This window comes from Streptomyces sp. NPDC052012 (genome assembly GCF_040689265.1).
Classification (GTDB): Bacteria; Actinomycetota; Actinomycetes; order Streptomycetales; family Streptomycetaceae; genus Streptomyces.
In genome coordinates this window covers 512403-534394 of sequence record NZ_JBFAXA010000002.1, presented here as the reverse complement: position 1 = coordinate 534394, position 21992 = coordinate 512403, and the positions used below count along the sequence as shown (strand labels likewise).

At 72.2% G+C, this 21992-nt stretch carries 17 protein-coding genes; 8 read left to right on the top strand and 9 right to left on the bottom strand.

All coding sequences use genetic code 11. From position 1 onward, the window contains the following. The first annotated feature begins 22 nt into the window (after positions 1-22). Complete coding sequence (locus tag AB0412_RS05975; RefSeq protein WP_366401246.1) at positions 23-496, top strand: MarR family transcriptional regulator; 474 nt, start codon at positions 23-25, stop codon at positions 494-496. 1 nt (position 497) lies between these two features. Here the strand turns inward: AB0412_RS05975 and AB0412_RS05970 are convergent, their stop codons facing one another. After that, the gene (locus AB0412_RS05970; protein WP_366401504.1) at positions 498-1646 is read right to left on the bottom strand and encodes a CapA family protein; all 1149 of its coding nucleotides are present in this window, start codon (positions 1644-1646) and stop codon (positions 498-500) included. Positions 1647-1857: 211 nt separating this feature from the next. On the opposite strand from AB0412_RS05970, the gene AB0412_RS05965 reads away from it, so the two are divergent. The 3 genes from AB0412_RS05965 to AB0412_RS05955 all read left to right on the top strand — a co-directional run bounded on the left by AB0412_RS05965 (position 1858) and on the right by AB0412_RS05955 (position 3894). Further along, positions 1858-2403: a sigma-70 family RNA polymerase sigma factor gene (locus AB0412_RS05965; protein ID WP_366401245.1), complete on the top strand. Its 546-nt coding sequence runs from the start codon at positions 1858-1860 to the stop codon at positions 2401-2403. A gap of 136 nt (positions 2404-2539) precedes the next feature. Continuing rightward, positions 2540-3061, top strand: coding sequence for a hypothetical protein (locus AB0412_RS05960; RefSeq protein ID WP_366401244.1), 522 nt, complete (start codon positions 2540-2542; stop codon positions 3059-3061). Between the two features lie 182 nt (positions 3062-3243). Further along, the gene (locus AB0412_RS05955; protein ID WP_366401243.1) at positions 3244-3894 is read left to right on the top strand and encodes a zf-HC2 domain-containing protein; all 651 of its coding nucleotides are present in this window, start codon (positions 3244-3246) and stop codon (positions 3892-3894) included. A 213-nt stretch (positions 3895-4107) separates the two neighbouring features. Here AB0412_RS05955 and AB0412_RS05950 read toward each other — a convergent pair whose 3' ends face one another. Both AB0412_RS05950 and AB0412_RS05945 read right to left on the bottom strand, forming a co-directional pair. Continuing rightward, positions 4108-4971: a DNA-formamidopyrimidine glycosylase family protein gene (locus AB0412_RS05950; RefSeq protein ID WP_366401242.1), complete on the bottom strand. Its 864-nt coding sequence runs from the start codon at positions 4969-4971 to the stop codon at positions 4108-4110. Positions 4972-5002: 31 nt separating this feature from the next. Beyond that, positions 5003-7093: a SpoIIE family protein phosphatase gene (locus tag AB0412_RS05945; RefSeq protein WP_366401241.1), complete on the bottom strand. Its 2091-nt coding sequence runs from the start codon at positions 7091-7093 to the stop codon at positions 5003-5005. 140 nt (positions 7094-7233) lie between these two features. Here AB0412_RS05945 and AB0412_RS05940 point away from each other — a divergent pair, with 140 nt between their 5' ends. Further along, the gene (locus AB0412_RS05940) at positions 7234-8655 is read left to right on the top strand and encodes a lipase maturation factor family protein (protein WP_366401240.1); all 1422 of its coding nucleotides are present in this window, start codon (positions 7234-7236) and stop codon (positions 8653-8655) included. Positions 8656-8676: 21 nt separating this feature from the next. Here the strand turns inward: AB0412_RS05940 and AB0412_RS05935 are convergent, their stop codons facing one another. Genes AB0412_RS05935 through AB0412_RS05910 form a run of 6 tightly spaced genes read right to left on the bottom strand, consistent with a single transcriptional unit; the run spans position 8677 to position 18122 of the window. Then, entirely contained in the window at positions 8677-11691 is a 3015-nt protein-coding gene (locus AB0412_RS05935) for a glycoside hydrolase family 38 C-terminal domain-containing protein (protein WP_366401239.1), read from the bottom strand. Between the two features lie 30 nt (positions 11692-11721). Next, on the bottom strand, positions 11722-13728 hold the full coding sequence (locus AB0412_RS05930) for an endo-beta-N-acetylglucosaminidase (protein WP_366401238.1): 2007 nt from the start codon (positions 13726-13728) through the stop codon (positions 11722-11724). After that, the gene (locus AB0412_RS05925) at positions 13725-14993 is read right to left on the bottom strand and encodes a glycosyl hydrolase (protein ID WP_366401237.1); all 1269 of its coding nucleotides are present in this window, start codon (positions 14991-14993) and stop codon (positions 13725-13727) included. Before AB0412_RS05925 ends, AB0412_RS05930 begins: the two co-directional genes overlap by 4 nt. A 28-nt stretch (positions 14994-15021) precedes the next feature. Then, a complete protein-coding gene (locus tag AB0412_RS05920) occupies positions 15022-15933 on the bottom strand; it encodes a carbohydrate ABC transporter permease (protein WP_366401236.1) in 912 nt (303 codons plus the stop codon). Further along, complete coding sequence (locus tag AB0412_RS05915) at positions 15930-16823, bottom strand: sugar ABC transporter permease (protein ID WP_366401235.1); 894 nt, start codon at positions 16821-16823, stop codon at positions 15930-15932. Before AB0412_RS05915 ends, AB0412_RS05920 begins: the two co-directional genes overlap by 4 nt. Positions 16824-16829: 6 nt before the next feature. Further along, positions 16830-18122 (bottom strand): sugar ABC transporter substrate-binding protein, encoded by a 1293-nt coding sequence (locus AB0412_RS05910; protein WP_366401234.1) that lies wholly within the window; start codon positions 18120-18122, stop codon positions 16830-16832. 214 nt (positions 18123-18336) lie between these two features. Between AB0412_RS05910 and AB0412_RS05905 the strand changes: the two genes are divergently transcribed. The 3 genes from AB0412_RS05905 to AB0412_RS05895 all read left to right on the top strand — a co-directional run bounded on the left by AB0412_RS05905 (position 18337) and on the right by AB0412_RS05895 (position 21943). Continuing rightward, on the top strand, positions 18337-19383 hold the full coding sequence (locus AB0412_RS05905) for a LacI family DNA-binding transcriptional regulator (RefSeq protein ID WP_366401233.1): 1047 nt from the start codon (positions 18337-18339) through the stop codon (positions 19381-19383). Positions 19384-19431: 48 nt separating this feature from the next. Continuing rightward, the gene (locus tag AB0412_RS05900; protein ID WP_366401232.1) at positions 19432-20457 is read left to right on the top strand and encodes an alpha/beta fold hydrolase; all 1026 of its coding nucleotides are present in this window, start codon (positions 19432-19434) and stop codon (positions 20455-20457) included. A gap of 121 nt (positions 20458-20578) precedes the next feature. Next, positions 20579-21943, top strand: a complete 1365-nt coding sequence (locus tag AB0412_RS05895; protein ID WP_366401231.1) for an amidase — start codon at positions 20579-20581, stop codon at positions 21941-21943. The last annotated feature ends 49 nt before the right edge of the window (positions 21944-21992 follow it).

Genomic DNA, 21992 nt, shown 5'->3' with positions numbered 1-21992 from the left:
ACTCAGGTGTCATGATGAGGGGGTGAACGACGTGGACCAGCCCCTGCCGCCGGACGATCTCGCCCGCCGCCTCACCGACGTGTACGACCTGGTCGGCCCCCTCTACCGGCGCGCCCAGCGCAGCGTGGAGCAGGGTCTGGCCGCCGAGGGCCTCTCCGTCGGCGTGCGGGCCGTGCTGACGCTGCTGCACCGCGGCGGGCCGATGACCGTGCCGCAGATGGGCCGCGCACAGTCGATCAGCCGTCAGTTCGTGCAGCGCATGGTCAACGACGCCGCGGCGCGGGGACTGGTGGAGAGCGTGCCCAACCCCGCGCACCGGCGGTCCTCGCTGATCCGGCTCACCCCGGACGGCTCCTCGGTGATCACCTCCGTTCTCGAGCGGGAGCACGCGCTGCTCCGGGAGGTGGGCGGGGGTCTGACGGGCAGCGATGTGACGGCGTGCCTGCGGGTGCTCGGCGCCATGCTGACCGCGCTCGACCAGGTGGACGTCGACTGATCTACTCCCCCATCACCAGCCCGTCCTGGGCCGCGCCCCGGCTCAGCACCACGTCGCGGATGCGGTCGCGCACGGCGTGCAGTCCGGCGCCCTGGGCGAGCGCCCGGTTGAGGTTGACGACCCGGCCGGCGTCCACGTCGAACAGCTGCGGAACGAACTCCGCGCGGGTCACCTCCCAGCGCCCGCCCTGGCGCGCGGGCGGGGTGAACGTGAAGCGGCCGACCGTGGACTGGTTGCCACGCGGGTCCCGGGCGCCGTCGTGGTTGAACATCTCGCCGGCGATCTGGTCGCCCATCCCGTAGATCACCCAGGTGCCGTTGACCTTCTCGTACGCCTGCGGGACATGGGCGTGGGTGCCCAGGATCAGATCGATGTCGGGCCGGCCGCCGGTGCGGGAGGCGGTGAGGGAGCGGGCCAGGGCGACCTGCTGCCCGTCCGGGTTCTCCTGCCACTCGGTGCCCCAGTGCAGCGAGACCACGACGATGTCGGCGCCCGCCGTCCGGGCGGCCCGCGCGTCGGCGACGATCCTCGTCTCGTCGATGAGGTTCACGGACCAGGACTGGTCGGGCGGGAACGGGGAGACGTTGGTGCCGTAGGTGTAGGCGAGATGGGCGACCTGCGCCTGGCCCGCACGCAGCACGGTCACGGTGCGGGCCTCCTGCTCGGTGCGGGCGGAGCCGGCGTGCCGTACGCCCGCGCGGTCGAGGGCGTCCAGGGTGCGGCGGATGCCCTCGGCGCCCGCGTCCAGGCTGTGGTTGGAGGCGGTGGAGCAGCCGTCGTAGCCGGTGGCGGCGAGGCCGGCGGCGATCTCGGGCGGCGACTGGAAGGCGGGGTAGCCGGTGTAGACGCCGTTCGCGCCGTAGACGGTCTCCATGTGGCACAGCGCCACGTCGGCGGGGGCGACGACGGAGCGGATGCCGGAGAGCATCGGACGGAAGTCGTGACCGGTGCCACCGGCGTCGAAGCGGGCACGGTCGATGATCGAGGTGTGCGGCAGGACGTCCCCGGAGGCGACGAGGGTGAGGCCGCGGGCGGCGGACGGCGCGGGATGCCCGGTGGCGGGCGGCCGGTGCTCCCTCGCCTGGCAGGCGGCGCCCGCGGCGAGGACGACGGTCAGGGCCAGCGCCACCTGTCTACTGCGTGCGATCATCATCTCACCCCGCTGTAGTCACATTTACGGATAAACAGGTAAGAAGCCGTTTGCGGCTCGCCGTGGCTCCGACACGCCCTTTAGGCCGTCCGGCGTGCGCGAACGGCCGCCACGACCGTTCGTCGAACCGTTCGTCGACTCGATCGGCCGTTCGCCGCACGCCCCTGTGCGTGCCCTGTCCCCGAGGGGCGCCGTGCGTTGCCATACGGCCATGACGGCCGGAATCACCCTCACGAACGAGACGACCGCCGAGCACGAGCTCGCCGCACTGCAGCGCGAGCACGGCCGGCCTCTCTTCGCGCTGCTGCTCCGGCTCTGCGACGGAGACCGGCAGCGGGCGGAGGATCTGGTGCAGGAGACGCTGCTGCGCGCCTGGCAGCATCCCGAGGCACTGCGCGCCGACGCCTTCGACTCCGTACGCCCGTGGCTGCTCACCGTGGCGCGGCGGCTCGCCATCGACGCGCGGCGCGCCCGGCAGGCCCGGCCCGCCGAGGTGGGCGACGCGGTGCTGGAGAACGCGCGGGTGATCTCCGATCACGCGGAGCGGGCGGCGGCGACGCTCGATGTCCGCGAGGCTGTGAAGACACTCACTCCGGAACACCGTGAAGTCCTGGTGCTCGTGTACTTCCAGGGGGCGAGTGTGGCGGAAGCGGCGCAGGCCCTGGGGATCCCGCCCGGTACCGTGAAGTCCCGCGCGTACTACGCGCTGCGCGCCTTGCGCAGGGTGCTTCCGGGATACGCCGCCGACCTGCGGTGAAACCGACGGTCGAGTCAAACCTCCGTAAAGCGCCTTGCCGACGACCCCGGTTGAGTAATCGGCTGTCCTCATCCGTGTTCCGGACCGAGGGCCCGGGTTCGGGCGACGCGCACGCACCGGAGGAAGGCAGGAAGGGATGCTGCACAGAGGTCAAGAGAGCACGGACGGTTCCGGCGGCGGTGAACTGACCGTCCCCATGGCCTGGTTGTACGCCGAGTACATCGCCGACGAACTGCTGCGCAGCGGCGATCTCATGCCGCCGACGTCCTTCGAGTTCCGGGCCGGCCGGGACGCGCTGGCGCTGACCGTCTTCCTGTCCGACACCGACGGCGAGCTCTCCGGCATCCGGGTGGTCACCCAGCTGGAGACCTGGCTGTCGCTGACGGCCTACGACCAGCCGTGGCAGGAGTGGGTCGAGGAACGCCTGGCGGATCTGACCGCGGACGCGGTGGCGTCCGGCCGGACGGGACGGGACCCGGATCTGGACCTGGCCCGGGCGGCGTGGCGCTGGCTCCAGGAGACCGAGCTGCTGGCACCCGATCTCAACGCCGTGCCGGGCGGGGGCACGCTCGCCGGCGAGGACGAGGGGCCGAAGGTGTGGACCCCGGCCTGGCAGCTCGGCCTCCCCCTCAGCCACCTCGCCATCCACCTCTTCTAGGTCCCGGCCGCCCGGGATCCCGGATTTTTCAGGTTTCCCGGAATCCGACCAATCCGCGGGGCGGGCGGCTCCGAATCCTTTGGTCACGATTCGGGGCGTGGCTTGAGTGATTCGGCTGCCTGGTGCGTACCGGTGGGAGCAAGGAGTAACCCCACCCGCACCCAACGGCACGAGGATTCGGCATGAGGTCCCTGGAGAGGCATCGCGACGTCGGCGCCTACGCGCTCGGCGTGCTGGACGAGGCGGAGGCGTTCCGCTTCGAGGACCACCTCATGGAGTGCCCCAGCTGCGCTGCGGAGGTGACCGAATTCGGCCCGACGACGCGGCAGTTGATGCTCTACCGGCGCTCGACGCCGCGTCTGGTGCACCCGCTCGCCAAGCCGGGACCGCGGATGCTGGACCGGCTGATGTCCGAGGTGGCCGCCCGGCGCCGGGCGGGACGGCGCAGGCTGCTGTTCACGCTGGCCGCCTCGGTGGTGCTCGCGGTGTCCGCGCCGGCCGTCGCGATCATGGCCGGCGGGGGTGACGAGCCCGTGAGCATCGCGGCGACCGACGAGCGGTCCGGGGTGTGGGCGGAGATCACGACGGAGGACCAGGACTGGGGCAGCCAGGTCGAGCTGAAGGTCAAGGACGGTGCGGGTCCCCGCGACTGCCATCTGGTCGTGGTCGGCCACGACGGCTCCGAGGAGACCGTCACCAGCTGGAGCGTCCGCCACCACGACGCCCGCCCCAACACCATGATGACCGGCTCGGCCATGCACCCCGACGAGATCGCCCGCTACGAGGTCCGCACGGCGGACGGCGAACACCTGGTGACCCTGAACCCGAGCTGACCCGTACGTCCACGACAGCCAAGGCGCTGCGACAGCCGATGCGCAGAAAGACGCGGCCGGGCCGTCTCATGGGCTCGGGCAGGCTCCGGCCCGGCGCGGCCGCGTGTCATGTGATCCGGGAGCCCGGCCGGGGCGGAGGCGGGGCGATCCGACGGGCGGGCCGCGCCCGGGAGCCGGGCGGCCGAGACTCGAGGCGGTGGGCGGCGGCCGAGGTCACTTGAGCAGGCGCGAGAGCCTTCGGTCGGCCAAGGGTCTGCCTCCCGTCTGGCACGTCGGGCAGTACTGCAGGGACGAGTCGCTGAAGGAGACCTCGCGGATGGTGTCGCCGCACACCGGGCACGCCTCGCCGGTACGGCCGTGGACCCTGAGACCGCTCTTCTTCTCGGCCTTCAGCCGGCCCGCCGCGACCCCGCGGGAGCGTTCCACCGCCTCGCTGAGCGTGCCGCGCAGCGCCTCGTAGAGCCGGGTGGTCTCCTCCGGGGTCAGGGACGCCGCCAGTTTGTAGGGGGACATGCGGGCCGCGTGCAGGATCTCGTCGCTGTAGGCGTTGCCGACGCCCGCGATCAGGCTCTGGTCCCGCAGCGCGCCCTTGAGCTGCCGCCGTTCACCGGACAGCAGTGCGGCCAGGCGTCGTTCGTCGAAGTCGGCGGCCAGCGGGTCCGGGCCCAGCCGGGCCACGCCGGGCACCTGCTGCGGGTCCGTCACCACATACACCGCGAGCCGCTTCTGGGTTCCCGCCTCCGTCAGGTCGAAGCCCGCGCCGGTCTCCAGGGCCACGCGCAGGGCGAGCGGCCCCTTGCCGGGGCGGGGCGGACCGCTCGGCAGGGGGTCCTTCCACTGGAGCCAGCCCGCGCGGGCCAGATGGGTGACCAGATGCGGGCCGCCGCCCGTGGCGAGGTCCAGGAACTTGCCGTAGCGGTGCACGACGGTGACCTCGTGGCCCTCGAGTGCCCTCAGCGGCGGGTCGTAGGTCTTCAGGACGCTGATCGCCACGGGCAGCACCCGTACGATCTCGTGGCCGACGAGGTGCTCGGTGAGGAAGTCCTTGAGCGCCTCGACCTCGGGGAGTTCCGGCATACGTCCAGAGTGCCACCGGGTGCCGGTGCGGTCAGGCCGGCTCGGCTGCCACCACGAACTCGCACCACACGCACTTGCCGCCGCCGCGCGCCTCGACGCCCCACACGTCCGACAGCATCTCGACCAGCAGCAGCCCGCGCCCCGAGACCCCCGAGTCCCCGGCCTCCCGGCGGCGTGGCAGGGCGCTGGAGGAGTCCTCGACCTCCACGCGCAGCCGCCGCTCGGTCCCGGTGAGGACCCTCAGGGTGACCACCGCCGCTCCCTCCGTGTGCATCAGGGCGTTGGTGATCAGCTCGTCGGCCACGAGTTCGATCTCGTCGGCGCGGTCCCGTGCCCCCCACGCGGCGACCGCGGCGCGGATCATGCGCCGGGCCTCGGACAGCGCCTCCGGATCGCCGGGGGCCACGTGCTGCTGGAGCCGGCCGCCCGCCCGCGGGCTGTCCAGGCTGCGGCGGCGCAGCACGAGCAGGGCCACGTCGTCACCGCCGCCGCGATCCGCCGCCACGTCGCTGAGCCGGTCGGCGAGCTCCCGGACGTCGTCGGGGCCCGTCGCCACCAGCTCGGCGAGGGCCTCCATGCCGTCGTCGAGGTCCGCCCCCGGCTGCTCGACCAGGCCGTCGGTGCACAGCAGCAGTGTGTCGCCGGGGTCGAGTTCCATGGTGCCGACCGGGTAATCCAGCTGCCCGAACTCGGCGGACAGGCCGAGCGGCAGCCCACCGGGGACGCAGATGCGCCGGCAGGTGCCGTCGGTGCGCCGCACCAGCGGGTCGATGTGCCCGGCCCGGACCATCTGGAGCACCCCGGTGGACAGATCGGCCTCGGCGTAGAGGCAGGTCGCCGAGCGGTCGGTGTCGAGCTCGTGCAGGAACCCGGAGGCGCGGGCCATCACGGTGGCCGGCGGATGCCCCTCGGCGGCGTAGGCGCGCAGCACGATCCGCAACTGGCCCATCACGGCGGCGGCGTGGGTGTCGTGGCCCTGCACGTCGCCGATGACCGCGCCGACGCGTCCGCCGGGCAGCGGGATCAGGTCGTACCAGTCGCCGCCGATGTCCCGGCCGAACGAGCCGCCGATGCTGGCCGCGCGATAGCGCACGGCGACCTCGGCGCCGCGCACGCTGGGGATGGTGCGCGGCAGCATGGCCTGCTGGAGTCCCTGCGCCAGGTCCATCTCCTGCTCGTAGAACATGGCGCGCTGCAGGCTCTGGGCGATGCTGCTGCCCAGGGCGACGAGGATGTTGCGCTCCTCCGGGGAGAAGCCGTGGCGGTCGCTGTAGAGCAGGCCCATCGCGCCGATCGGGCGGGCCTGGACGATGAGCGGGAGGTAGGCCGCCGAGGTGATGTGGAGGTCCGTGAGGTGCGGCCACAGCAGCGGGTAGCGCTCGGCGAACTCCTCGGGCGACTCGATGTAGCAGGGGCTGAGGGTCCGTACGGCCTCGCTCATCGGGTACGGCTCGTCGATCCGGGTGATCCGGGTCCCCTCCACGAAGCTGCCGGCGGGCCCCTCGGCGATCAGCCGGATGCGGCCCGCCTCGATCAGCCCCAGCACCAGACTGGTGGCGCCCAGATGGGTGAGACCGTGGGTGTCCTTGACGGCGTCCATGACCTCCTGCACGGTCCGCGCGTGGGCGAGGGCGGCCGTGGTGAGCTGCACGACGTTGGTCTGCTGGCGGCGGGCGTCCTCCTGAGCCGCCTGCTCGCGGTGGGCCTCGTGGTCCCTGAGTTCCTCGGTGGCGTCGCGGACGATGCCGATGATGCGGCGGGGCAGTCCGTTCTCGTCCCGGCGGATGTAGCCCTGGGTGTGGGTCCAGCGCAGGGTGCCGTCGCGGCGGCGGATGCGGAAGTAGGCGCCATAGTTCTCGCTGCCGTCCTTCAGCGCCTGCGAGACGGCGGAGTCCAGGCGGCTGGACTCGCCGGGCGGGACCCGCATCGCCAGGGTCTCCGGGTGGTCGTCGTACTCCTCGGGGCGCACGTCGAAGATCTCGTGGGCCTGGGCGTCCATCTGCATCAGGCCGGTGTCCAGGTCCCAGTCGAAGCTGCCCATGCGGTTGAGCGCCAGGATCGGATCCGGGTGGTCCGGCCAGTCGTCCGGGAGTGACAGAGCGCTCGCTCCCCGATCAGCCATGCGCCCACCTTGCCAGGATTCACCCGATTCTTCGACCGGTGCGCCGGGTACGCGGGCTGCACCTGTGTCCCACGGTGGTAGGGGTATACGGAGAGTCACACAGGGCTCGGCGGGACGAGGCAGGAGGGAGCGCGACGGCCGTGGAGTGGTTCACCGCACCGGACTACTGGCTGAGCCGGCTGGTCTTCCAGCGCGCGCTGGCCGGGGTCTACCTGGTCGCCTTCCTCACCGCGGCGCTCCAGTTCCGCGCGCTGATCGGCGAGCGCGGAATGCTGCCGGTACCGCGCCATCTGGAGCTGGTGCCGTTCCGCAGGGCGCCGAGTCTGTTCCACGCGCACTACTCCGACCGGTTCTTCGCGCTGGTGGCGTGGTCGGGCTGCGCGGTGTCGGCGGCGCTGCTGGCGGGGCTGGACTCGCTGCTTCCGCTGTGGGGCGGGATGCTGCTGTGGCTGGTGCCGTGGGCGCTGTACCTGTCGATCGTCAACGTGGGGCAGACCTGGTACTCGTTCGGCTGGGAGTCGCTGCTGCTGGAGGTCGGTTTCCTCGCGGTGTTCCTCGGCAACGACGAGGTGGCCCCGCCGATCGTGGTGCTGTTCCTGCTGTGGTGGATCCTGTTCCGGGTCGAGTTCGGCGCGGGGCTGATCAAGATGCGCGGTGACGAGTGCTGGCGGAAGCTGACCTGTCTGGACCACCATCACGAGACCCAGCCGATGCCCGGCCCGCTGAGCTGGTTCTTCCACCATCTGCCCCGGCCGCTGCACCGGGTCGAGGTGGCCGCGAACCACGTGACCCAACTCGTCGTGCCGTTCCTGCTGTTCACCCCGCACCCGATCGCCACGGCGGCCGCCTCGCTGATGATCGTCACCCAGCTGTGGCTGGTGCTGTCGGGCAACTTCTCCTGGCTGAACTGGATCACGATCGTGCTGGCGCTGTCGGCGGTCAGGTTCCCGGCCGATCCGCCGGAGACCGCCGACGCTCCGCTGTGGTACGTGGTCGTCGTCCTCGCCGTGTCGGCGCTGATCGTCGGGCTCAGCTATCACCCGGTTCTCAACATGATCTCCCGGCGCCAGGTGATGAACCGCTCCTTCGACCCGCTCCACCTGGTCAACACCTACGGCGCGTTCGGCAGCGTCAGCCGGGTCCGCTACGAGGTGGTCGTCGAGGGCACCGCGGCCGACACGCCCCGGGAGGACTCCGACTGGCGGGAGTACGAGTTCAAGGGCAAGCCGGGCGATCCGCGGTACTGGCCGCGCCAGTTCGCGCCGTACCATCTGCGGCTCGACTGGCTGATGTGGTTCGCCGCCCTCTCCCCCGCGTACGCCGGGTCGTGGTTCGGCGCGTTCGTGGAGCGACTCCTGGAGAACGACCGGGACACGCTGAAGCTGCTGCGCCGTTCCCCGTTCCCGGCGGACGCCCCGCCGAGGTACATCCGCGCCCGTCTCTTCCGCTACCGCTACACCACATGGCGGGAGCTGCGGGAGACGGGCGCGTGCTGGGAGCGGACGTATGTGCGGGAGTACCTGCCGCCCACGCGGTTGGCGGGGGCGGCACGCACGCCGTGACGGGCAATCGCCCGCCGTGACTCAGGCCCGCTTCAGACGCAGGGTCATCAGCTCGAACGGGCGCAGCCGCACGGAGATCCGGTCGCCGTCGAGGGCCGGCGGCTCGGCGTCGGCCAGCGGCCGCTCCAGCAGGTCGGTGACCTGCACGCCGGTGGCGGGGAAGCCGGTGGTGAGGGTCGCGCGTACACGGCCGCCGTGGGCCTCGTGGAAACGGACGATCACGTCGCCGCTCCCGTCGTCGGCCAGCTTGACCGCGGTGACCACGACCGCCTCCCGGTCGACCGTGACCAGCGGGGCGACCTCTCCGGCGCCGGTGAGGCGCCGCTCGGGCAGGTTGATCCGCCAGCCCTCGCGCACCGCGTCGCCGATCCCGGCGCCCACGACCAGCGCGTGCCGGAAGCGGTGCACGCCCTGATCGGTCTCGGGGTCGGGGAAGCGCGGGGCGCGCAGCAGAGAGACGCGCACGGTGGTGGTCGTGCCGCGGTCGCCGTCGGTGCGGACGGTACGGGTCACGTCGTGGCCGTACGTCGAGTCGTTGACGACGGCGACGCCCCAGCCGGGTTCCTCCAGGTGCACGAAGCGGTGGTTGCACGCCTCGAACTTGGCCGCCTCCCACGAGGTGTTGGTGTGGGTGGGCCGGTGGAAGTGCCCGAACTGCGTCTCGGACGCGTACCGTTCGGCGTGCAGGTCGAGCGGGAAGGCCAGCTTGAGGAACTTCTCCGTCTCGTGCCAGTCGACCTCCGTGTCCATCTCCAGCCGGCGCTCCCCCGCCGGCAGGGACAGCACCTGGGTGACGCGGGAGTCCCCGAAGGACCGCACGACCCGGACACCGTCCGCGGTGGCGGTGACCTCGTCGGCATCGGTCAGATCGGTGACGGTGTTGCGGTAGAACTCGTCGACGTCCCAGGCGTCCCACATGTTCGGGAAGTCCGGGTGCAGCTGGAGGAGGTTGCCGGCCGCTCCGGGGGCGATGGTCTCGCGGTCGGCCTCGATGTCGTGGGCGGAGACGACCAGCCCGCGCTCGTCGATCTCGATCCGTACCAGCCCGTTGTCCAGGACGTACCCGCCGCCGGGGCGCGCGGACGGCTCGGTTCCGCCCTGCCCTGCCGCGGTGCCGGCGCCGCCCGCCGGGACGCCCGCGCGGGGGTGCGGTGCGGCGTTGAAGACGAGCGGGGTATCGCCCTCACCCGCCAGGGCGCGCTGGGCGGCGTCGACGATGCCGTTCAGTTCGGCGGCGATCCGGTCGTAGGTCGCGCGGGCCTCGCGGTGCACCCAGGCGATGGACGAGCCGGGCAGGATGTCGTGGAACTGGTGCAGCAGCACGGTCTTCCAGATCCGGTCCAGTTCCTCGTACGGGTACGGGAATCCGGTGCGGACGGCGGCCGTGGCCGCCCACAGCTCGGCCTCGCGCAGCAGGTGCTCGCTGCGCCGGTTGCCCTGCTTGGTCCTGGCCTGGCTGGTGAGGGTGGCGCGGTGCAGTTCGAGGTACAGCTCGCCGACCCAGACGGGCGGCTCGGGGTACTCGGCGGCGGCCTTGGCGAAGAACTCCGCCGGTGTCTCCCAGGTGACGGTCGCCGAGCCCTCCAGGTTCCTGAGCCGGGCCGCCTTCGCGACCATCTCGCGGGTGGTGCCGCCGCCTCCGTCGCCCCAGCCGGTGGGTGCGAGGGAGTGCCGGGCGACGCCCTTGTCCTTGAAGTTGCGGGCGGCGTGGGCGATCTCGCTGCCCTTCATGGAGCAGTTGTAGGTGTCGACGGGCGGGAAGTGGGTGAAGATGCGGGTGCCGTCGACGCCCTCCCACTGGAACGTGTGGTGGGGGAACTTGTTCGTCTGCGACCAGGAGATCTTCTGCGTCAGCAGGTACTTGGATCCGGCCGCCTTGATGATCTGCGGGAGCCCGGCGGCGAAGCCGAAGGTGTCCGGCAGCCACGCCTCGTCGTTCTCGATGCCGAACTCGTCGAGGAAGAACCGCTTGCCGTGCACGAACTGACGGGCCATGGCCTCCGAGCCGGGCATGTTGGTGTCCGATTCCACCCACATCCCGCCGGCCGGCACGAACCGCCCGTCCGCCACCGCCTTCTTCACCCGGGCCCACACCTCGGGCCGGTGCTCCTTCACCCACGCCCACTGCTGGGCCTGGGACATGGCGAAGACGAACTCCGGCTCGTCGTCGAGCAGCGCCGTCATGTTGGACGTCGTACGGGCGACCTTGCGCACCGTCTCGCGCAGCGGCCACAGCCACGCCGAGTCGATGTGCGCGTGGCCGACGGCGCTGATGCGGTGCGCGGAGGGCACGGCGGGCGCGGACAGCACGTCGGTGAGATGGGAACGCGCCTGTCCGGCGGTGCCGCCCACGTCCTGGAGGTCGATCGCGTCCAGGGCGCGGTCGACCGCCCGCAGGATCTCCCAGCGGCGCGGCGACTCCACCGGCAGCTCGGCCATCAGCTCGCCGAGCACCTCCAGGTCGATCACCAGCTGCCACACCGTCTCGTCGAGGACGGCGAGGTCCATGCGGGCGAGGGTGTACTGCGGCTCGCTGCCCGCGGTGTCCTTGTCGCCGAGGTGCGTGGGCACGAAGGGGTGGTAGTCGAGGATGACGGGGTTGGAGGCGGCCTCGATGTGCAGACGCACCTCCTCCCCGCCCTCGACGGGCGCGCCGATGCGCACCCACTGGTTGCGCGGGTTGAGTCCCTTCACCGGGGTGCCGTCGGGCCGGTAGACCAGGCCCTCGCACTGGAAGCCGGGCATGTTCTCGTCGAAGCCGAGGTCGAGGATCGCCTCGACGGTCCGGCCGGCCCACGCCTCGGGGACGGTTCCGGTGACCCGGAACCAGCTGGTCCCCCACGGAGCGCCCCAGCGGGCGCCCACCGCGATGGGCTCCGGTTGCGCGGCGAGGCCCTCGGCGACCGGGACGGGTTCTCCGGGTGCGTGCCACACCGCGACGTCGAGCGGGACGGACTCGGGGTACACGGCGGGGCGGATGCGCTCGTCGAGGACGCGCTTGAGGCGGGCTTCGACCAGGGTGCGGTCGTCATGCATGCGGGATGCTCCGTGGGTGGGTGCGGGTGGTTACCAGGGGTGGGTCACGGTGACGGGGGCCGACGAGGAGTACAGCTCCCCCACCGCACGCAGTTCGAACCGCGCGGCCCGCTCGCCCTGCTCGGGTCGCAGGCCGCCGGCGAAGTACGCGCGCTGGCAGGTGCCGCCGAGGAAGCGGCGGGTGCCGTCGGGCAGGACGCGGTGCAGGGTGTAGTGCCGCACCGCGCCGCGAGCGGGCCGCCAGGCGAACCGCAGGTCGCCGCCGCGCACGCCGGTGATCCGCAGGGCGGTGGGGGCGGCGGGCGGCGCGGTTTCGGCGGCACGGACGGCGAGCTGCCCGAGCCGCCAGCGCACCGGTCCCCCGGCCGCGGTGAGCCGCACACCGATCGCGTGCACGGTGCCGGACAGGCCGGTGAGCGGGACGGTCGCCGTCCGCCAGCTGTCGGTCCCGCTCACCGGGAGGTACGTGTACGGCGGTGCCGTCCCCGGCTCCTCGGGGTCGGCGGTGGCCACGGCCAGCTCCACGTCCACGCGCCCAGCATCCGTCCGATGCGTGAACTCGACAACCGTCCCGGCGGTGATCGGCAGCCGCGTCGTGTACAGGTCCACGGTCACCGGCGCGTCGAGGTCCCCGTCGACGAGGATGCTGCTCCCGCCGTGCCAGGCGTCGGCGAAGTCGAAGCCGACGGCGGGCCGCCGTCCCTCGGTGCGCACCACCCACCGTCGCGACGGCAGCCGGTCCTGGAGCCCGAGGTGGTTCCAGGGCGCCGGTGAGGTCACGGCGCCCTTCTCGTACCAGCGCAGCCCGTGCCCGGTGTTGAACACGGTCGCGAACGGCACGGAGGTGACCGTCGAGCGGTCGGCGACCGAGACGGCGGGCGCCCGCCAGGGGTCGGAGGCGTCCGGCCGGGAGGGGTCCAGCGAGGCGCCGGTCCAGAACCGGTCGTCGGCGGCGTGGAAATCGGCCGGTGTCCGCCGGTCGGCGGGCAGGTGGTTGCGGGTCCACTCCGGCCGGTACAGGCCGACCGAGGTGACGTGCGGACGGTCGGCGGGGACGATCGCGTCCCAGTTCTCGGCGGTGTTCCAGCCGTTCGCCTCCACGTCCACGCCCGCCCACAGCTCGTACCGGCTGCGACCGAGCCGCTCGGCCTCGTCGCCCGAGGAGGCGAGGCGGTCGGGGGTCCAGCGGAAGTCGACGAACATGTCGTCGGCCGTCTCGAAGAACGCCCGGTTGCGGTCGTTGAGGGCGCCCTGCCAGCTGACCGCCCCGTCGACGGTCATCGAGTCGTACCAGGTGATCCGCTGCCCCTCGGCGGCGGCGCGTGTCTTCAGCTCGCGCAGGAAGGAGAGCATGGCGGCGCCGAGGGCGGGGTCCCCGCCGCCGGTCTCGGCGTTGACGAACCAGCCGTCGAAGCCGTACGCCTGCGCCACGGCCACGAGCCGTTCGGCGAGCGGATGGCGTCCGGCGGAGTCCCGCTGCACCAGGTCCCGCGTCCACTGGAGCTGTCCGCCGTAGGCGGCCGGCGGCAGGAAGATGTTGCCGAGGACGGGCACGCCGTGCCGGTGGGCGGCGTCCACGATCGGCGCGTTGGGGGCGAGGATCAGCCCCTCGCCGGACGAGCCGCCCCAGAAGACCAGTTCGTCGATGTACGCCCAGTGGGTGAGGGCGTAGTAGTCGGCCGTGGGCGAGCCCTGCGAGGGGTTGCCCGCGGTCGTGCCGAAGGACACCAGGGACTGGATGCGGGCCTGGCCGGCGCGGGCCGTCGGATTCGCCGGTGTGGGGGTGAAGCGGCGGGCGAGCGGCACGGACGCCGCGTTGAAGGCGAGGTCGGGGTCCCGGTCGGCGCGCCAGGACTTCAGGCTGCGCCAGGTGATGCCCTCGCCGGGCGTGCCGGAGGGCAGGGAGTCGGGGTACCAGTAGGCGGCGTACGGCTGGAGCGGCGCGGCCTGTTTCTCCGGGGCCGCGACGGCGGGCAGGGCGGGTGACAGGGCGGCCGTGGTCGCGGCGAGCAGCACGGTGCGTCTGGTGGGGTTCACGAGCGGGTGCCTCCGTGGGGTCCTTGTGGGAGAGGGAGTACCTGGTCGGGGGTGAGCACGGTGGTGATGGAGCGCGCGGCGAGGTGGTCGCGGTCGTCGGCGCGGGTGTCGAGGACGGTGGTGGGGCGGGCGCCGTCGGCGACCAGCCGGAAGAAGGCGTCGAAGACGGGGCCGCCGGGGGCGCAGCGGGAGCGGGTGGACGGGTCGGCGGGGACGACGAGTGCCGTGGTGCGGGGCGGGGGTGCGGTGTGCCCGCGTTCCCGTGCGGCGTCGGCGAGCACCCGGGCCAGGTCCTTGGGCTTGCGGTCGTTGGTCAGCAGACCGAGCCCGTACTCCAGTTGCGGGAAGTCGGCGAGGTCGCGGGAGACGTCGTGGGAGCACCACCAGGTGATGCCCCACAGGTCGGGGCAGTCCAGGGCGTTGGTGACGGTCGCCTCGGTGAAGCGGGCGGCGTGGCCGGGCGGGATCAGGGGGGCGGGGGCGCCGACCTCCTGGAGCCAGACCGGGCGGTGCGGTTCATCGGCCCACGCCTTGCTCAGCTCGATGAGATAGGCGGCGTGGTGCTCGGTGGGGACGGACGTGCGGCCGTGCCGCTGGGCGGTGCCGTTGAACACCCAGGAGTGCACGGCGGTCACGGCACCCAGGCGGGCGGCCTGGGCCGGGGTGAAGGGCTGGTCGTCCTGGTACCAGGTGGCGTCGTACTCGGCGTGCAGGTGCAGCCGGCCGGGTGCGCCCTCCTCGCAGGCGGCGAGCATCCGTTCCAGCCAGGCGTCGATCTGCGCGGGCGTCGCCCGGTCCGGGTCGGGGTGCGGTCCCGCGGAGAACTGGTTGACCTCGTTGCCGAGGGTCATGCCGAGGAAGTTGGGCCGGTCGGCGAGGGCCGCGGCGAGAGTGCGCAGGTAGGCGGCCTGGCCGGCGAGGACGTCGGGGTCGGTGAAGAGGTTGCGCCGGTGCCAGGTGCGGGTCCAGGCGGGCAGGAAGTCGAAGCTGCTCAGGTGCCCTTGCAGCCCGTCGACGTTGACGTCGAGCCCGCGTTCGGCGGCGGCGTCGACCAGGACGAGGAGCTGTTCGACGGCCCGGGGCCGGATCAGCGTGCGGTTGGGCTGGAAGTACGGCCACAGCGGGAAGACCCGGATGTGGTCCAGGCCGAGTGCGGCGATGGAGTCGAGGTCGGCGCGCACGGAGTCCGGGTCGAAGTCGAGCCAGTGGTGGAACCACCCTTCGCTGGGGGTGTAGTTGACGCCGAAGCGCACGGCAGGAGGCATGCGGTGTCCTTGCGTTCCGAGTGGTGGTTCAGCCCTTCACGGCGCCCTCGCCGACCCCGCGGAAGAAGTACCGCTGGAGGCAGGCGAAGAGGGCGATCAGCGGGGCGACGGCGATGATCGTGCCCGCGGCGACGAGGCGTTCGTCGTTGGCGAAGGTGCCGTGCAGATAGTTGAGGCCGATGGTGAGCGTGAACTTGGACGGGTCGCTGAGCACGATGAGCGGCCACAGGAAGTCGTCCCAGGCGCCCATGAAGGCGAAGATCGCGACGACGGCGAGGGTGCCCTTGACCGACGGCAGGGCGATGCGCAGGAAGCGCTGCCAGACGTTGGCGCCGTCGACGAACGCGGCCTCCTCGATCTCGTAGGGCAGGTTGAGGAAGGCGTTGCGCATCAGCAGCACGTTGAGGGCGCTGACGCAGCCGGGCAGGACGACGCCGATCAGGCTGTTGTTGAGGCCGAGCTCCCGCATGGTGGTGAACTGGGCGATGATGATGCCCTCGACGGGGACGAGCATCGCCAGGATGAACACCAGGGTGGCGACGCGCCGGCCCCGGTAGCGCAGCCGGGCGAGCGCGTAGCCGGCGAGCGCGGCGCCGACGCAGTTGGTGACGACGTTGGCGACGGCGACCTTCAGGGAGTTGAGGGCGTAGTCCCAGACGGGGATGGTGTCGGCGACCCGTTCGTAGTTGTGCAGGGTGGGGTCGCCGGGCAGGAACCTCGGCGGCGAGCTGTAGATGTCCTCCGTCGGTCCCTTGAGGGACGTGGACAGCTGCCACAGGAACGGGCCGATGGTCAGGGCGAGGACGGCGAGCAGCAGGACGTAGCGCAGGGCGAGTTCCCAGATCCGTACGCGGCGGCCGTGCTCGTCGGCGATCCGGGGACGGCGGGGAGCCGCCGGCGTCTCGGTGACCGGCCGGGGCACCTTCTCGATGACGCTCATGTCTCCTCCCTGCGGTCGGCGCGCAGCACCAGCAGCATCAGGGCGACGGTGACCACGAAGACGACGACGGAGATCGCCGACGCGTAGCCGACCCGCCCGGTGAGGCCGGTGCCGGTGCGCTGCACCAGCATCACGAGGGTGGTGTCCTCACCGGCGGGACCGCCGCTCGGTCCGGCGAGCAGATACACCTCGGAGAACACCTTGAACGCGGCGACCGAGGAGAGCGCGCCGACCAGCACCATGGTGGAACGCACGGCGGGCACGGTGACACTGAGGAAGCGGCGGACCGCGCCCGCTCCGTCCACGGCGGCGGCCTCGTGCAGTTCGCGCGGCACGTTCCCGAGCGCCGCCAAGTAGATGATCATGTAGTAGCCGAGGCCCTTCCACACCGTGACGGCCATGGCGCTCAGCAGGAGCAGCCACTGGTCGCTGAGGAAGCCGATCCGGCCCGCCCCGACCGTCTCCAGCACTGCGTTGACCAGCCCGCGGTCGTCCAGCAGCCACACCCAGATCAGCCCGACCACGACGATCGAGGCGACGACCGGGGTGTAGAAGGCGGACCGGAAGAAGGTGATGCCGGGGATGTTCTTCTGCACCAGCAGCGCGAGCAGCAGCGGCAGCACGATCAGCGCGGGCACCACGCCGAGGACGTACAGGGTGCTGTTGCGCAGCCCGATCCAGAACATGTCGTCGTGGAGCAGCTCGCGGAAGTTGGCGAGGCCCACGAACTCGCCGGGGACCAGGGTGCGCCGGTCGGTGAGGGAGTTGATCAGCGTGGAGACGAACGGGTAGAGGATGAACGCGCCGGTGATCAGCAGTCCGGGTGCGGCGAACAGCCAGGGGCTGCTGGGCAGTTGGCGTCGCACCCGGGAGCCGGTGGAGGTGGCCATGGTCCGTTACCCCTGCTGCTGGAGAAGCCGGTTGCAGGCGTTGACAGCGTTGTCGAGAGCTTCCTTCGGGCTCTGCTTGCCCTGCAGCGCCTTGGCGACCTCGTTGCGCAGCGCGGTCTTCATCTGCTCGCTGAACAGCACGGGCGTGTAGTTGACGGCCGTCTTCAGCGACTTGGCGGCGGCCACCCGGACCCGGGTCTCGTCGGTGCCGTCCTCCCGGGTGAAGTACGGCTTGTCCAGCGAACCGGCGGTGGACGGGAAGATGGCGACCCGCTGGGCGAACGACATCTGGCGGGCGGAGTCGGTGACGAAGTGCGCGAAGGCGACCGCGGCCGGGGTGCGCTTGGTCTGCGCGTTGACCATCACGCCCATCACGTACATGTTGACGTGGCCGGTGCTGGTGATCTGGTCGGTGATGCCGATGTTCTTGTAGAGGCTGGGCGCCTGCTTCTTGAAGTTGGCCAGGTCGAGCGCGCTGCCGGGGTTCATGGCGACGGCGCCGGTGAGGAACTTCTTCCCGGAGGACTCCGGGGTGGCGGTGAGCGCCTGCGGGTCGAGCGCCTTGGCGTCGTACAGCTCCTTGTACTTGGCGAGGAGTTCGACTCCCTTGGCGTCGTTGAAGGTGAAGGCGGTGCCCTCCTTGTTCATCAGGGGCACGCCGTAGCGGCCGAAGTCCTCGATGGTGGGCACGTTGGCGAGGGTGGCGACCTTGCCGTCGGTCTGCTCGGCCATCCGCAGGGCCTGGTCGAAGAGTTCGCCGTAGGTCTTCGGCGGCTTCTCCGGGTCGAGCCCGGCCTTCTCGAAGAGGGACTTGTTGTAGAACAGCGGTCCGGTGTTGAGGTACCAGGGGAAGGCGTACGTGCCGTCCATGCCCGGTATCCGGTGGCTGGCCCAGGCGCCGGGCAGGTACTCCTTCTCGTACTTCGCCGCGGCCTTGTCGAGGTCGAGCGCGAGGCCCGCCTTCGCGAGCGGGGCCACCAGGTCCGGGGAGACGTTGACGACGTCCGGGAGCGTGCCGCCGGCCGCGTCGGCGCTGATCTTGTCGGCGTAGCCCTCGGCGGGCTGGTCGACCCACTTCACGTGGGTGTCCGGGTACTTCTCCTCGAAGGCGGCGATCACGTCCTCGAAGTAGTCCTTGAAGTTGGCCCTCAGGTTCCAGGTCTGGAAGGTGATCTCGCCCTCGACCTTGCCGGAGGCGTCGGTCGAGCCGCCGCCGTCACCCCCGGAACCGCAGGCACTGAGCGGCATCAGAAGGGCGGCGACGGCTACGGCGGCGAAGGTTCTGCGCGAGGTGGGCACGGTGACACGTCTCCCTGGGCAGCGTCGGGGATGGACGCCGCCGACCATGCCGGGCGTATTGCGGGAAAGTCAATGGATTCACCGTCACTAAAGTGGTCTGCCGAGCATTAGTGCAGGTCGAAGGGCATCAGTCGGGGATGTTGACGGGATTGACTAATGCGCTTTAGGCTCCTGGTGCTCAAGCGCATTAGTGCACCCCGAGAAAGGGGCGATCATGCCTGCCAAGCGGCCGGCCGCGCGTCGGCCGACGATGAAGGACATCGCCCGGCGGGCCGGGGTCTCCGAGAGCGCGGTGTCCTTCGCGCTCAACGGCAGACCGGGCGTGTCCGAGGTGACGCGGGACCGGGTCCGCCGGGTCGCCGAGCAACTGGGCTGGCGGCCCAGCACGGCGGCGCGCGCCCTGTCCGGGGAGGGCTCGGCGACGGTCGGCTTCGTGCTCGCGCGGCCCGCGCACACCCTCGGTGTGGACTCCTTCTTCCTGCAGCTCGTGTCGGGCATCCAGGAGGTGCTGGCGGAGCGTCATCTGGGGCTGCTGTTCCAGGTGGTGGAGGACGTCGAGGACGAGTGCGCGGTGTACCGGCGCTGGTGGGCCGAGCACCGGGTGGACGGCGTGCTGGTGGTCGACCCGCGCACCGAGGACCCCCGGCCGCACCTGCTGGACGAACTCGGGCTGCCCGCCGTGGTGATCGGCGGAGCCCCGGACGAACGCCACCCCGGGATGTCGACCGTGTGGGCGGACGACGCGGGCGCCATGGCCTCGGTGGTGGGCGGGCTGTACCAGCTCGGGCACCGCCGGATCGTGCACATCGCGGGCCTGTCGGGGCTCGCCCACACCGAGCGGCGGATCCGCACCCTGCGGGCCGAGGCGGAGCGGCGGGGGCTGACCGAGGTGCTGTCGGTGACCACCGACTACTCGGACTCGGCGGCCGTGGCGGTCACCCGCCGTGTCCTGGAAGCCGCCACTCCCCCGACCGCCCTGATCTACGACAACGACGTGATGGCCGTCGCCGGGGTCGCCGCCGCGGCCGAACTCGGCTTCGCGGTACCGGCGGACGTGTCGGTGGTCGCCTGGGAGGACTCGGCGCTGTGCCGCATGGTCAAGCCGTGGCTGTCGGCGCTGTCCCGTGACAGCGTGGAGTTCGGGCGCACGGCGGCCCGGGAGTTGACCGCCCTGCTGGACGGCGGCCCGGCCCGCACCGTCCGGGTGCCGGTGCCCCGCCTGATCGAACGGGACAGCACGGGCCCGGCCCGGGAGACCTGACGCCGACGCGGACTGCCCTGCGGCGGCTCCGGCGGGATAATGGGCGCCATGCGGCCTCCTCGTACGGCCTGTGCCGCCGCCGGAGTGCTGCTGGCCCTGACGGCCGGCTGCACCGGCGGCGCGGACGGTGCCGCCCCGGAACGCACCCCGGCCTCCGCACCCACGACCACGCGAACCCCGCGCTCCTCCCCGGCCCCCACCCCGGCCGACCCGGTGTCCCTGCCCGCCCTCATGCGGCGCGAGCACACCGGCTCCGGCCTGCGCCTGGGCACCGTCCTCGCCCGCACCTCCGCCTATACGCGGTACGCCGTGACCTACGAGGCGAACGGGCTGACGATCTCCGGGGTCATGAACGTCCCCGAGGGCAAGGGTCCCTTCCCCGCGCTGGTCCTCGCCCACGGCTACATCGACCCGGACGTGTACGTCACCGGCCAGGGCATGCCCCGTGAGCACGACCTGCTGGCCCGCCGCGGCTACGTGGTCCTGCACGTCGACTACCGCAACCACGCCCGCTCCGACGACGACCCGGACAACGACGTGAATCTGCGCCTCGGCTACACCGAGGACGTGATCGGCGCGGCCAAGGCGCTGCGCTCCTCCGGCCGCCCGGAGATCGACACGGACCGGATCGGGCTGCTCGGCCGCTCGATGGGCGGCGGGGTCGTCTACAACACGCTGGTGGTGGCGCCCGGACTGTTCGACGCCGCCGTCGCCTACGCCCCGGTCAGCGGGCGTCCGGAGGAGAACATCGACCAGTTCCAGCGCCCCGAGGGCGATCCGGTGGTGGCCCGGATCGAGGCCGAGCACGGCACTCCCGAGGACAACCCGGAGTTCTGGCGCCAGGTCTCCCCGCTCACCTACGCCGACCGGGCCACCGAGCCGCTGCTGATCCACCACGGCACCGCGGACGACACCTGCCCGCTGAGGTGGTCCCGCGCGGCCGCCGCGGCGTTCGAGGCGGCGGGCGCGGACGTCGAACTGCGCACCTACGCGGGCGAGGGTCACACCTTCGGGCCGCGCTGGCGGGAGTCGATGGAGCTCACGATGGACCACTTCGACCGGCATCTGCGCTGACCGGCGCGCCATATCGGCCGCACCGGTCTCGACGCGGGACCGCCCTCCGGGGCACAGTTCTCCCTACGTACTCGCCAGTACGCACTGCCCGCCTCCGCACTCCCCCTCCGAGGAGCCGAAGTTGACCAGTTGGGTCGGCCGGACCGCCGTCGAGATCGCCGCCGCCGTGCGGGAGAAGCGGGTCACGCCACGCGAGGTGGTCGCCGGTCATCTCGCGCGCATCGAGCGCCTGGACGGGCGCGTCGGGGCGTTCCGCACGGTCCGGGCCGAGGCGGCGCTCGCCGAGGCGGACGAGGTGGCCGCGCGTGACGACCTCGGCGAACTGCCGCTGGCCGGCGTGCCGGTGGCCGTGAAGGACAACCTCGCCGTGCGCGGTGAGAGCACCCGCGTCGGCTCGGCCGCGACCCCGGACACGCCCGCCGAGCGGGACCACGAGACGGTGGCCCGGCTGCGGGCGGCGGGCGCGGTGGTCGTGGGTCTGACGAACGTGCCGGAGCTGTGTGTCTTCGGCACCACGGAGGGGGTGCACGGCACCGCCCGCAACCCGTGGGACCCGACGCGCACCGCGGGCGGCTCCTCGGGCGGCAGCGCGGCCGCGGTGGCCGCGGGGATGGTGCCGATCGCCCTCGGCAACGACGGCATGGGCTCGCTGCGGATCCCCGCGGCCAACTGCGGTCTGGTGACGATCAAGCCGGGGCACGGTGTGATCCCGGCCGGGGTGAGCGACGGCGACTGGTTCGGCATGTCGGAGAACGGGCCGCTGGCCACCACGGTCGCGGACGCCCGTCTGATGTTCACGGTCCTCGCGGGCAGCGAGCCGGCGGGCCGCGAGGGACCCACCACTCGCCGGATCGCGGTGTCCCTGCGCAGCCCGCTGGCCGGCGTCACCGTCGCCCGGCCGTACGCGGCGGCCGCGCGGGACGCCGCCGGGGTGCTGATGAGGGCGGGCCACCGGGTGCGGCGCGCCGATCCGCCGTACCCGGCGTCGCTGGGCGTGACCGCGCTGGCCCACTGGACGGCGGGGACGGCCGTGGACGCCCGGGGGCTGGACCGCCGCTCGCTCACCCGCCGCACGCGCGTGCACGCCGCGATCGGCCGGCGCTGGGAGCACTCCGTGGTCACCGGTGCCGCGCGGGACCGGCTGCGCAGCCGGCTGGAGCCGTTCTTCGCCGAGTACGACGTCCTGCTCACCCCGGCACTGGCCCGCCGCTCCCCCAAGGCCGCGCCCTGGCACGAGCGGGGCTGGCTGCGCAACGTGGTCGCCAACTCGGCGTACTCGCCGCTCACCCCGCCGTGGAATCTGACCGGCTGGCCGGCGATGTCCGTGCCCTTCGGCACTCTGCCGTCCGGCGCACCGTGCGCCGTGCAGCTGGTGGGCCGGCCGGGGTCGGAGGGCGCTCTGCTGGACCTGGCGGAGCAGCTGGAGCAGCGCCGCCCGTGGCAGCGGATCGCGCCGCTGGAGGAGAGCGAGGCCGCCGGCGCGTGACGGAAACGGCGTTGCCGTGATCGTCGGGGCAGGACTAGGGTCGGGACCG